General features: G+C 60.8%; 8 protein-coding genes. All 8 read left to right on the forward strand.

From position 1 onward, the window contains the following. Positions 1–65: 65 nt before the first annotated feature. Positions 66–581: a type VI secretion system baseplate subunit TssE gene (tssE, locus tag JFT58_RS02275; RefSeq protein WP_034129256.1), complete on the forward strand. Its 516-nt coding sequence runs from the start codon at positions 66–68 to the stop codon at positions 579–581. Next, a complete protein-coding gene (gene tssF / locus JFT58_RS02280; RefSeq protein ID WP_054896053.1) occupies positions 578–2,437 on the forward strand; it encodes a type VI secretion system baseplate subunit TssF in 1,860 nt (619 codons plus the stop codon). The genes tssE and tssF overlap by 4 nt, the downstream gene beginning before the upstream one ends. Then, entirely contained in the window at positions 2,401–3,444 is a 1,044-nt protein-coding gene (tssG, locus tag JFT58_RS02285; RefSeq protein ID WP_034129114.1) for a type VI secretion system baseplate subunit TssG, read from the forward strand. Before tssF ends, tssG begins: the two co-directional genes overlap by 37 nt. After that, positions 3,437–6,097: a type VI secretion system ATPase TssH gene (gene tssH / locus JFT58_RS02290; RefSeq protein WP_198834285.1), complete on the forward strand. Its 2,661-nt coding sequence runs from the start codon at positions 3,437–3,439 to the stop codon at positions 6,095–6,097. Before tssG ends, tssH begins: the two co-directional genes overlap by 8 nt. Before the next feature lie 156 nt (positions 6,098–6,253). Continuing rightward, on the forward strand, positions 6,254–8,200 hold the full coding sequence (locus JFT58_RS02295; RefSeq protein ID WP_054896055.1) for a type VI secretion system Vgr family protein: 1,947 nt from the start codon (positions 6,254–6,256) through the stop codon (positions 8,198–8,200). A gap of 15 nt (positions 8,201–8,215) precedes the next feature. Next, on the forward strand, positions 8,216–8,650 hold the full coding sequence (locus JFT58_RS02300; RefSeq protein ID WP_054896056.1) for a DcrB-related protein: 435 nt from the start codon (positions 8,216–8,218) through the stop codon (positions 8,648–8,650). A 14-nt stretch (positions 8,651–8,664) separates the two neighbouring features. Beyond that, entirely contained in the window at positions 8,665–13,035 is a 4,371-nt protein-coding gene (locus tag JFT58_RS02305) for an RHS repeat-associated core domain-containing protein (protein WP_082423351.1), read from the forward strand. A gap of 10 nt (positions 13,036–13,045) precedes the next feature. Further along, on the forward strand, positions 13,046–13,420 hold the full coding sequence (locus tag JFT58_RS02310) for a DUF4259 domain-containing protein (RefSeq protein WP_044269929.1): 375 nt from the start codon (positions 13,046–13,048) through the stop codon (positions 13,418–13,420). The last annotated feature ends 87 nt before the right edge of the window (positions 13,421–13,507 follow it).

Below are 13,507 nucleotides of genomic sequence, written 5' to 3' on the forward strand. Positions count from 1 at the left end.
TGTGGCCGTGGCCCGGTGCCACGGCCATTGTGTCCCTCTCGCAACCCGTCCGTGGAGCTGCTTTGGTGGTAACTGAAATCGCTTCCCGCGACCGTCTGCAACCGTCCCTGCTGGACCGGTTGACCGACGAAGACCCGACCAACCCCAAGGAAAGCGCCGACAAACGCGTGCTGTCCCTGACCCAATTGAAGGCCTCGGTGCTGCGTGACCTGGCGTGGTTGCTTAACACCACCTCGTTACTCGATACCGATGCCACGCTGCACACCCCGGCCGGCACTTCGGTGGTCAATTACGGCCTGCCGGCACTGGCGGGCAACAGCGCTTCGAGCGTCGACATCAAAGCCCTGGAAGCCTTGATTTACCAGGCCATCGCCACTTTCGAGCCGCGTATTTTGCGCCACACATTGCGAGTCAAGGCGCGCATGGGCCATGGCGAGATGAATCACAACGCCCTGAGTTTCGAAATTGAAGGCGACCTGTGGGCACAGCCGGTGCCGTTGCGTTTGCTGTTGCAGACCGACGTGGACCTGGAGTCCGGCCATGTGCGCGTGCTGAATGCCGACCAGCGGAGACGCCCATGAACCCGCGCCTGCTGGAGCTGTACAACCAGGAATTGCACCACGTGCGCGAAAGCGCCGCCGAGTTCGCCAAGGAATACCCGAAGATCGCCAGTCGGCTGACCCTGTCCGGTATGGACTGCGCCGACCCGTACGTCGAACGTTTGCTTGAAGGCTTCGCCTATCTCACGGCCCGCGTGCAGCTCAAGCTCGACGCCGAGTACCCGACCTTCACCCACAACTTGCTGGAAATCGCCTACCCGCACTACCTGGCACCGACGCCGTCGATGACCGTAGTGCAACTGCAGACCGACCCCGATGAAGGCTCCCTGGCCGGCGGTTTCCCGCTACCCCGTGATACGGTGCTGCGTGCCGCCCTGGGTCGTGAAACCCAGACCTGCTGCGAGTACCGCACCGCGCACCCGGTGACGCTGTGGCCTTTGCAGGTCAACAACGCCGAATATTTCGGCAACCCCGCCGCCGTGCTCGGGCGCCTGGCCGCCAGCGAACCGAAAGCCAAGGCCGGCCTGCGCCTGACCCTGCGCACCGGTGCCGAGCTGCCGTTCAACAGCCTCGACCTGGATACCTTGCCGCTGTACCTGAGCGGCGCTGATGAACAACCGTTTCGCCTTTACGAACAACTACTGGGCAACGCCTGCGCGGTGTTTGCGCGCCAGCCCGGTGGCGATTGGGTCGAGCGCCTGCCCCAGGGCGCGTTGCGCTCGCGGGGGTTCGATGATGCCGATGCGGCCATGCCGGTGGTAGCGCGGGCGTTCCAGGGCTATCGCCTGTTGCAGGAGTACTTCGCCCTGCCCCATCGCTTCCTGTTCGTTGAGTTCGCCGAGTTGAGCCGTGCGGTCAAACGGTGTGACGGCCAGGAGCTGGAACTGATCGTGCTGTTCGACCGCCACGAACCGAGCCTGGAAGGCAGTGTCGGCGCGGCGCAGTTCTTGCCGTTCTGCACGCCCGCCATCAACCTGTTCCCCAAGCGCGTGGACCGCATCCATTTGTCCGACCGGGTCAATGAACACCACGTGATCGCCGACCGTACGCGGCCGATGGATTTCGAGATTCACTCCTTGAGCGGCATTACTGGCCATGGCACCGGTCCGGAGCAGCCGTTCTTGCCGTTCTATGCGGTGCGCGATCCGTCGCGCTATGGCCGCGACCAAGCGTATTACAGCGTGCGCCGCGAGCCGCGTGTGCTGTCCAGCGATCAGCGCCGCAATGGCCCGCGCTCCACTTATGTGGGCAGTGAAACCTTCGTCAGCCTGGTGGACAGCCGCCAGGCGCCGTATCGCCATGACCTGCGCCAGTTGGGCGTGACGGCACTGTGCACCAACCGGGACCTGCCGCTGTTCATGAGCGTGGGCAACGGCAAGACCGACTTCACCCTGGCCGACAGTGCGCCGGTACTGGCCGTGCGGTGCGTCGCCGGGCCAAGCCGCCCGCGTGCCAGCCATGCGCATGACGCCAAGGCCTGGCGCCTGATCAGCCAGTTGTCGCTCAACTACCTGTCCTTGAGCGAAGAGGGCCAGGGCGCCGGCGCCTTGCGCGAACTGCTGCGCCTGTACGGCGACAGCAATGACGCCGCCCTGCAATTGCAGATCGAAGGCCTGCGCGAAGTCAGCAGCAAGGCGGTGACTCGACGCCTGCCGATGCCTGGCCCGATTGTGTTTGGCCGCGGCCTGGAAATCACCTTGGAGTTCGATGAAAACGCGTTTCGCGGCACCGGCGTGTTCCTGCTCGGTGCAGTGCTGGAGCGCTTCCTGGCACGCTACGTGTCGATCAACAGCTTTACCGAGACGGTGATCCGTACCACCGAACGCGGCGAGATCATGCGATGGAAAGCCAAGCCCGGACGGCGTCCGACCCTGTGAGAACCCTGGACGCGATGCACCAGGAGCCCTGGGAATATGACTTCTTCCAGGCATTGCGGCGCATCGAGTGCGAAACGCCCGAGCTGCCACGCCTCGGCCATTCCCTGCGCCTGGCCGATGATCCGCTGCGCCTGGGGCAGCAGGCCGATTGCACCTTCGCACCCGCCACCCTCGCCTCGGTCGACCCCGGTGGCGACGGCAAGCCGGCGCGGTTGGAGCAGTTCTTTTTCGGCCTCGGCGGCCCCAACGGGCCGCTGCCGCTGCACATCACCGAGTACGTGCGCGAGCGCCAACGCAACAACGCCGATAGCACCAGCAAGCAGTTCCTGGATGTGTTCCACCATCGCTTGCTGACCCTGTTCTATCGGGCCTGGGCCGAGGCGCGGCCAACGGTCAGCCATGACCGCCCGGACGATGACTACTGGTCCGCCCGCCTCGCCGCCCTGAGTGGCCGCGGGATGCCGAGCCTGCTCAATCAAGGGCTGATCCCCGATACCGCGAAGCTGCATTACAGCGGCCATCTGTCGGCGCAAACCCGTTACCCGGATGGCTTGAAAGCGATCCTCAGCGAGTACTTCGGCCTGCCGGTAGAGATCGAGGAATACGTCGGCCAATGGCTGGAACTGCCCGAACGCAGCCGCGTGGGGGTCAGCGCCAACCAGTTGGGCGTGGACTTCTGCCTGGGCAGCCACGTGTGGGACCGCCAGCACAAATTCCGCATCCGCCTGGGCCCGCTCACGCTGGATGACTACATGGGCATGCTGCCCGGCCAACAGCCGTTCAACGAGCTGGTGGCGTGGGTGGCCGAGTACCTGGGCCATGAATTGGACTGGGACTTGAACCTGGTTTTGCAACAACCCGAAGTTCCGGCGCTGCAACTCAACGGCCAGTTCCGCCTGGGCTTCAACACCTGGCTCGGCCAACCTGCGCATGACGCCAACGACCTAATCCTGGCCCGGCATTACGCCGACCACGCCACCACCTCAAGGAATCCAGAGCATGGGTGAAATCAGTCGCGCCGCACTGTTCGGCAAACTCAACAGCGTGGCCTACAAAGCCATCGAAGCCGCCACCGTGTTCTGCAAGTTGCGGGGCAATCCGTATGTGGAACTGGCACACTGGTTTCACCAGTTGCTGCAACTGCAGGACTCGGACCTGCACCGCATCATCCGCCAGTTCAACGTGGAGCCGGCGCGCCTGGCCCGTGACCTCACCGAAGCCCTGGATCGCCTGCCGCGTGGCTCGACGTCGATCACCGACCTATCGTCCCACGTGGAAGAAGCCGTGGAACGCGGCTGGGTGTATGGCAGCCTGATGTTCGGTGAAAGCCAGGTGCGCACCGGTTATCTGGTGCTGGGCATCTTGAAGACACCGAGCCTGCGCCATGCGCTGCTGGGTTTGTCCGGCGAGTTCGACAAGATCAAGGCCGAGGCCCTGAGCGAGCGCTTTGATGAATACGTCGGTGACTCGCCGGAAAATGCCTTGAGCGCCAGCGATGGCTTCAATGCCGGCGTCCCTGGCGAGGCCAGCGGTGCCATGGCGCCCAGCGCGATGGGCAAGCAGGAAGCGCTCAAGCGCTTCACTGTGGACCTGACCGAACAGGCCCGCAGCGGCAAACTCGACCCAATCGTGGGCCGTGACGAGGAGATTCGCCAACTGGTGGATATCCTCATGCGTCGGCGCCAGAAAAACCCGATCCTCACTGGTGAGGCCGGGGTGGGCAAGACCGCCGTGGTCGAAGGTTTCGCCCTGCGTATCGTCGCCGGCGACGTACCGCCTGCGCTCAAGGACGTGGAACTGCGCAGCCTCGACGTGGGCCTGTTGCAAGCCGGCGCCAGCATGAAAGGCGAGTTCGAACAGCGCCTGCGCCAGGTCATCGAAGACGTGCAGGCTTCACCCAAGCCGATCATCCTGTTTATCGACGAAGCCCATACCCTGGTGGGTGCCGGTGGCGCTGCCGGCACCGGTGACGCGGCCAACCTGCTCAAGCCTGCCCTGGCCCGTGGCACCTTGCGTACCGTGGCTGCCACCACGTGGGCCGAGTACAAAAAGCACATCGAGAAAGACCCGGCCCTGACCCGCCGTTTCCAGGTGGTACAGGTTGCCGAGCCGTCGGAAGACAAGGCCCTGCTGATGATGCGCGGCGTGGCTTCCACAATGGAAAAACACCACCAGGTGCAGATCCTCGACGAAGCTCTGGAAGCCTCGGTGAAGCTCTCCCACCGCTACATTCCGGCGCGCCAGTTGCCGGACAAGTCCGTGAGCCTGCTGGACACCGCCTGCGCCCGCGTCGCCATCAGCCTGCACGCGGTCCCCGCGGAAGTGGACGACAGCCGTCGCCGTATCGAAGCCCTGGAAACCGAGCTGCAAATCATCGCCCGTGAGCATGCGATCGGCATTGCCATTGGAGCGCGTCAAACCCATAGCGAAGCGCTGCTGACCGCCGAACGTGAGCGTCTGGCCACGCTGGAAAGCCGTTGGGCCGAAGAGAAAACCCTGGTGGATGAGCTGCTCGCCACCCGCGCAACCCTGCGCGAGAAGGCCGGGGTTGTGGACAGCGGCAACGATGAACTGCGTGCAAAACTGGTCGATCTGCAACAGCGCCTCACCGCTCTGCAAGGCGAAACCCCGTTGATCCTGCCGACCGTGGATTACCAGGCCGTGGCCTCGGTGGTCGCCGACTGGACCGGCATCCCGGTGGGCCGCATGGCCCGCAACGAACTGGAAACCGTGCTCAACCTCGACCAGCACCTGAAGAAACGCATCATCGGCCAGGACCATGCCCTGCAAATGATCGCCAAGCGCATCCAGACCTCCCGCGCCGGCCTCGACAACCCGAGCAAGCCGATTGGCGTGTTCATGCTGGCCGGCACCTCGGGTGTGGGCAAGACCGAAACTGCCCTGGCCCTGGCCGAAGCCATGTACGGCGGCGAGCAGAACGTCATCACCATAAACATGAGCGAGTTCCAGGAAGCCCACACCGTGTCCACACTCAAGGGCGCGCCACCGGGCTATATCGGCTACGGCGAAGGCGGTGTGCTGACCGAAGCGGTACGGCGCAAACCCTACAGCGTGGTGCTGCTCGATGAGGTGGAGAAAGCTCACCCGGACGTGCACGAGATTTTCTTCCAGGTGTTCGACAAGGGCGTGATGGAAGACGGCGAAGGCCGGGTGATCGACTTCAAGAACACCCTGATCCTGCTGACCACCAATGCCGGTACCGAACTGATTTCCCACGTCTGCAAGGACCCGGCGAACACCCCCGAGCCCGAGGAAATCGCCAAGGCCCTGCGCCAGCCGTTGCTGGAGATTTTCCCACCGGCCTTGCTCGGTCGCCTGGTGACCATCCCGTACTACCCGCTGAGCGACGAGATGCTTAAAGCGATCACGCGCCTGCAACTGAACCGCATCAAGAAGCGTGTGGAGAACACCCACAAAGTCGCGTTCGAGTATGACGACGCAGTGGTCGACCTGATCGTCTCGCGCTGCACCGAGACCGAAAGCGGCGGGCGCATGATCGACACCATCCTGACCAACAGCCTGCTGCCGGACATGAGCCGCGAATTCCTCACGCGCATGTTGGAAGGCAAGGCACTGGCGGGGGTGCGGATCAGCAGTCGGGATAATGAATTGCACTACGACTTCAGCGACACCGAATAACTATTGTTGGAATACGGTCAGTGTGGGAGCTGGCTTGCCTGCGATAGCGGTCTGACATTCAGCATTGATGTTGACTGATCCACCGCTATCGCAGGCAAGCCAGCTCCCACAGTTGATCCGGTTCCGTCAGTGATGACGGTATTTACGGGACTACCGATGCTATTCAACCAAGCTTCACGCCTGGCCAAGATCAACAGCCCCCTCGGGCCGGATGTGCTGCTGCTCAACGAAATGGGCGGCGGTGAAGAGTTGGGCCGGCTGTTCAACTATGAGCTGCAACTGACGTCCCTGGACGCCAACATCGACCTGAACCAATTGCTGGGTAAACCGATGAGCGTCGGCCTGCAACTGGCGGACGGCGGCGAGCGGCATTTCCACGGGATCGTTGCGCGGTGCAGCCAGAACATCGACAAAGGCCAGTTCGCCAGTTACCAAGTCACCCTGCGCCCTTGGCTGTGGTTGCTCAGCCGGACCTCCGACTGCCGTATCTTCCAGAACCTGAGCATCCCGCAGATCATCAAGCAGGTGTTCCGTGACCTGGGTTTTTCCGACTTTGAAGACGCGCTCAGCCGGCCGTATCGCGAGTGGGAGTACTGCGTGCAGTACCGCGAGACCAGCTTCGATTTCGTCAGCCGGCTGATGGAACAGGAAGGCATCTACTACTTCTTCCGCCATGAACAGGACCGCCATGTGCTGGTGCTGGCCGACGCCTATGGCGCCCACACCAGCGTGCCCGGCTACGCGTCGATCCCCTACTACCCCAAGGACGAGCAGCAGCGCGAACGCGACCATATGCACAATTGGCACTTGGCGCAGGAGGTGCAGCCGGGCTCGCTGGAGCTCAACGACTACGACTTCCAGCGCCCCAGCGCGAGCATCGACGTGCGCTCGGCCATGCCGCGCCCGCACACCGCCGGCGACTACCCACTGTACGACTACCCCGGCACCTACGTGCAAAGCGCCGACGGCGAACACTATGCGCGCACCCGCATTGAGGCCCTGCAAACCCTGCATGAACAGATCGAGTTCAGCGGCAATGCGCGCGGCCTGGGCTCGGGCCATCTGTTCAGCCTCACCGGTTTCAGTCGCCAGGACCAGAACCGCGAATACCTGATCGTCGGTTGCCGTTACTTCATCGTGCAAGAAAGCCTGGAAAGCGGTGGCGGTTCAGGCTCGGCGCAGTTCGAAAGCAGCCTGACCTGCATCGACGCCCAACAGAGTTTCCGCCCACTGGCCAACACCCACCGCCCCATCGTCAAAGGCCCGCAGACCGCGTTGGTGGTAGGCCCCAAGGGCGAGGAAATCTGGACCGACCAGTACGGCCGCGTGAAGGTGCATTTCTACTGGGACCGCCACGACCAATCCAACGAAAACAGCTCGTGCTGGATTCGCGTGTCGCAATCCTGGGCCGGCAAGAACTGGGGCTCGATGCAGATTCCACGCATCGGCCAAGAGGTGATCGTCAGCTTCCTCGAAGGCGACCCCGACCGACCGATCATCACCGGGCGGGTGTACAACGCTGAGCAGACGGTGCCCTACGACTTGCCGGAGAACGCCACCCAAAGCGGCATGAAAAGCCGCTCCAGCAAAGGCGGCACGCCGGCCAATTTCAATGAAATCCGCATGGAGGACAAGAAGGGGTTGGAGCAGTTGTATATCCATGCCGAGCGTAACCAGGACATCGTGGTGGAGGTGGATGAAAGCCACTCGGTGGGGCATGACCGGAATAAGAGCATTGGGCATAACGAGACGGTGACCATCGGCAGCAATCGCCTGCGGGTTGTGCGCAACAACGACACGGTGATCGTGGGCGGTGCCAAGTCCGACAGCGCCGCCACGCACTACACCATCGAGGCCGGCGAGAGTCTTCGCCTGGTGTGCGGCGACAGCGTGATCGAGCTCAAGGCAGGCGGGGACATCAACCTGACCTGCGGCTCGTTCAACCTGTTTTCCAGCGGCAGCAGCAAGATCCAGACAAAGGGCAAATTGGACATCAACCTGGGCAGTGACAAGGGCACATCGCCCGGTGCCCAAGGCGTGCAAAGCACGATCAAGTCCGCCGTCGAGTCAAAATTCCCCGGTAAGCCCGGTGCTGGTCAATAACGAGATTTCGCCACCATGAACTACCTGATCAACGAAGCCCAATTCACCCTGCCCGATGCCGAGGTACAGGACACCTCGATCAATATCCTCAAGTTCGCCAAGCTGAGCACTACCCTGGTGGTGAGCCGCAGCCCCTTGGCCGATGGCGAGAGCCTGCAAAGCAATTTCGAAGGCCAGTTGAAAAAACTCGAACAGCAGGTCCAGGACCTTCGCTATTCCCCGGCGCAAGCGGTCAAGGTCGGTCCAGCGCAGGACATCGACGCGTTTGAAGTGCAGAACCACTTCAGCAAAGGCAGCGACAACATTTACCAATATCAGCTGGCCATGCAGATACCGGGCACACGTCGCTTGATCGCCCTCAGTTACGTCAAGGCCCAGCCCCTGGGCCCGGCCGAGGCGGCGCACTGGGCAACGCTGAAAAGCACACTCAACTTCCTTGCCACGCCTTGAGTCGAGCCTGAGCAATGAGTGAGGACCTTTGGGCCGCCCGCGAAGGCGACGCACTGCTGCACACCTCGGTGATGGCCGACATTCTCGGCGGTGTGCTGGAAGTGGCCGCCTATGCGGCGATCACTACCGTGGGCTGCCTGGCCGTTGCCGGGGCAGTGTTCCTCGCGACCGGTGCGACCATCGCCACCGGCGGTGTGGCCCTGGTGTTGGTGGTGGGCGCGGTCGTCGGCATCACCGCTGGGCTCACGGGGGCTGACTTGAAAATATCCAGTTGGTGCGAGTCCGCCGCCAACTGGGTGTTCCCGCCAGTAATCGATGCGTTCATCACCAGCGGCTCGCACAATGTGTTTATCAATGGCAAAAAGGCCGCCCGCGCAGCCGGTAAGATGACCGCTGTACCGGTCGCGCCCAGCGAGCCGCCGGCACCAAGCTTCCTGGATATGGCCGGGGAGTTTTTCTCGCAGATGTGGCGCCCGACCGTCGCCTCGCCTACCCCCGGCACCGAGCCTTGCCCGCTGGATACCGTGGCGTGCAACAAGCACCCGCCCATGCCCCTGCAATTCATTGCCGAGGGTTCCAGCTCAGTGTTCATCAATGGGCAGCCTGCGGCACGCAGCGGGGATCGCAGTACCTGTGACGCCAAGATTGGCACGGCCAAGGGCTTGATTTCGCCGGACGTGCGCATTGGTGGCGAGACCATTGTGGTACAGGAGATTCGTAGCGGGAAAACGCCGGGGGTGGGGCTTGCCATTGCCGTGGTGATGGCGTTACGGGGCAATGTGAAGTGTTTCTGGACCAAGCTGCCGTGTCTGGTCGGTGGTTTGCTGGTGGGGGGCGCCGTCTCTTACGCAACCAGCAAGGTCACCTCCGCGCTCAAGAGCGCCATGAATGGCTCGCCCAATCCAGTGCACAGCGCGACGGGCGCCAAGATCCTGGGCGGGGATGAGGAACTGGACTTCACATTGCAGGGATTGCTCCCGATAGATTGGCAGCGCTTTTACAGCAGCCTCGACACACGCCGGGACGGCCTATTTGGCGCTGGCTGGAGCGTCGCGTATGAGGTGTCGATCGAGATAGAAGCGGACGAAAACCTAATCTACATCGACGAGCAAGGACGCCGCCTGGAGATCGGTTACATCCCGTTGTCCGGCGGAGCGTTCGATCCGGGCCAAGGCCTTGCAGTCAGGCGCAGTGGCGACGGCGCGGTATTGATCGAGAGCATCGACGGCCTGTATCGCCTGTTCGAGCCCGACCCGCTGAATAACTCGCGGATGCGCTTGCATCTGCTGGGTGATCGCAATGAGGGGCGGATTTTCCTCGACTACGACAGTCAGGGCCGACTGTATCGCCTGCGCGACACCCACGATTTGATGCATGTAGAACTGAACTACTCGGCTGAACACCCTAGGCGTGTGAGCTACATCGAGCGGCGCTACCTGCGCCAGGACCATTTCGATGCGCGCAGCGATGTGCTCGTCAGTTATCGCTACGACAGCGTGGGCGATCTGGCTGAAGTGCTGGACGAGCAAGGTACAACCCTTCGACGCTTTGCCTACGACAATGACCGGCGAATGGTCGAACACCAATTGCCGAGTGGCCTGCGCTGCTTCTACCAGTGGGCTGAAGTACCTGGGCCAGGCGGCCCGGAATGGCGCGTCAGCCGCCACTGGACAGATGCGCGTGATGAATACAGCTTCCATTACGACCTGGACGCCGGCATTACCCGCGTGACCGACGGCCTGATGCGGGTCAGCACCCGGCATTGGAACCCGCAGTTCCAGATCACTCGCTACGTCGATAACCTGGGTCATGCGTGGCAGTTTGAGTGGAACGATGATCGCCAGTTGCTCGGTGCGATTGATCCGCAAAAAGGCCAGTGGCGTTTCAACTATGACGCGTCCGGCAACCTGAGCGCCGTCATCGATCCGCTGTCCAGAACCAGTAGCACGCAATGGCTGGCGCACTGGGCATTGCCCCAAGTGGAAACCGATCCGGCAGGCAACAGTTGGCATTATCGGTACGACCAGCGTGGCAATTGCGTCGAGGAAATCGACCCACTGGGAAACCGTACGCGCTATGTGTATGACGGGTTCGGGCAGCCGGTGCAAATCATCGACGCCACTGAAAAAACCAAGACACTGCATTGGGACGAATGGAACCAGTTGGTCGAGGCGGTAGATTGCTCGGGTTACCCCACCCGTTATCAATACGATGCGTTCGGCAATCTGGTGGTGCAGACCAATGCGGAAGGCGAGTCGGTGCGCTACCGGTACGGACCTCGAGGGCTATTGCTGGAATGCCAGCTTCCGGATGGTCGCGTGGAACAGTTCCAGCGCAGCGCCACTGGTTATCTGCTTGCTCACATCGATCCCGGCGGCGCCGTCACACGCTATGCCTATAATAGTCGCGGCTTGGTCAACCAACGGTGGGATGCGCATAACCGCAGCGTGATGTTCGACCATGACGACTATGGGCGACTGCGCAAACTGACCAATGAGAACGGAGAGAGCTATCACTTTGAATGGGACGCAGCGGACCGCATGGTACAGCAGCAGGATCTTGACCAGAGCCGGCGCCGCTACACCTATGATCCGCTGGCTGATGTCGTCGCCGTGGATTACCTGCCGGGGACGGAAGGCGAACCCGTAGCCCCATTGTCGCACCAGTTTCAGCGAGATCCGGTTGGACGCCTGGTCAGCAAAATAACTGCGGACGGTACTACCAGCTACGTCCACGACCTGAGCGACCAACTGATCGGTGTCACTTTCACAGCGCCTGATGGGAGTGAGCAATCACTCGGTTTCAGCTATGACGCCATGGGGCAGCTCCTAGAGGAACAAAGCTCGGCCGGTTCTGTGCAGCATCGTTACGACGAACTGGGAAACCTGATTCAAACCGGCTTGCCCGATGGTCGGTGGCTCAATCGCTTGTACTACGGCAGTGGCCACCTGCATCAGTTGAATCTCGATGGTAAGGTCATTAGCGACTTCGAGCGGGATCGTTTGCACCGCGAAGTGCAACGCACTCAGGGCCAACTCAAAACGAGTACCGCCTATGATCGAAGTGGACGGGTTCGCTCGCGACAGCGTCGTATTATTGACCAACCGTGGCAATTGCCACCGTTGGTTGAGACTGAATACTGCTACGACCCAAGCGATAACCTGATCGGGCGTCGTCGTACTGACCGTCAAGAGCTTCTGGGCTACGACAGTACGGGACGTATCCTCGTCAACCACCAAGCAGGACGCAGCGAAACCTACGCCTATGATGCTGCCGCCAATTTGCTCGACGGCCCGACCCAAGGCGGCCTGGTAAGGCATAACCGCCTGCTCACCTATCAAGACAAACGTTACAAGTACGACACCCTTGGACGGATGATCGAGAAAAGCAGCACGTCGCGCGGGTTGCAACGGTTTACTTACAATGCCGAGCATCGCCTGATCAAAGTGCATAGCCAGAAAGGCGCGCTGAACACGATTGTGAGGATGGTGTACGACCCTCTGGGGCGGCGTGTTGGCAAAACGGAACACGATGCCAATGGGCTCTGCCTGGGAGAAACACGCTTCGACTGGGATGGCTTGCGTCTTTTACAGGAACATCGGCATAGCCAGACCAGCCTCTATCTATATGACAATTACAGCTATGACCCGCTAGCTCGAGTGGACGGTACGGGGAAACACCAGTGCGTACGGTATTACCACAATGACCTGAACGGACTGCCAGAGTACCTCACTGAGACTGATGGGCTCATAGTTTGGCAAGCGCGCTACGAAGCATGGGGCGCGCCCCTTGAAGAAGTGCGAGAAGCGTACTTCATCGAGGAGCAAAACCTGCGATTCCAGGGTCAGTATCTTGATCGAGAAACCGGGTTGCATTTCAATACCTTGCGGTATTACGACCCCGACGTTGGCCGTTTTACGACACCTGACCCTATAGGTCTGGCAGGTGGTTTGAATCTTTACGCTTATGCCTCGAACCCACTGACTTGGATCGATCCTCTTGGACTGAACCCAGCGCTCCTGGAGGCGCTTGGCTCGGATGCAAAATCAGTCGGTGTTTATCGATTTACTGACAAAAATGGCAAACTCTACGTAGGTTCCACTACTGATCAAACCTTCGGCTCAAGACTGAGTCAGCATGTCGCTTCTGGAAAACTGCCGGCTGACAAAATCAGCTCGGTACAGTTACACAGTATGAACGGGGCCACCGCCCAGGAAATCTACAAGGTCGAAGCCAGTGAAATTGTGCGAAATGGCGGCAGGAGCGTAGACGGCGGAAAAACCTCCAACCTTCGAGCGCCTGCCGGTACACGTGAGCTATTCAAAAACCCCAACTGGGTCGCAACAGAAAAATCTAAACCATCACGTTTCGGAAAATGTGGCTAAGGAGTCAAAAATGGGCGCCTGGAATTACAACCCTTGGGAAAACGATGAAGCCGCGGACTGGTTTCAGGAGTTCTGGAAGCAACAAAATTTTGCGGTCTTGATCAACGAAATCAGCCAGTTTGATCCCGCTGAAGAACGTTATGACGCCTTTAGGGCTGCCTGTTATCTATTACAAACCCTAGGCAACCCCTATATATGGCCAGCTGAATATCTGGCACAACTCAAACCCCTGATCGAGCAGGCTATTTCAATACTGACCCAACTGATTGATCCGCCCAATGACGAATGGGGGTTTCTTGATATGTGGGGCGACAGTGCCGATGTTATCAACGCAGTGGAGGAACAAATCGACGCTCTGAAAATGCGATTAGGCGAGCTGGCTTAATCTGGCATACGCATCAGCACCCAACAAAAAATGGGCACCCGACCCAGTCGGCGTGCCCATCTTCTTTACCGCCCCGCCTCCCTTCGA

The sequence above is a fragment of the Pseudomonas sp. MF6767 genome (assembly GCF_016405475.1).
Classification (GTDB): domain Bacteria; phylum Pseudomonadota; class Gammaproteobacteria; order Pseudomonadales; family Pseudomonadaceae; genus Aquipseudomonas; species Aquipseudomonas paracarnis.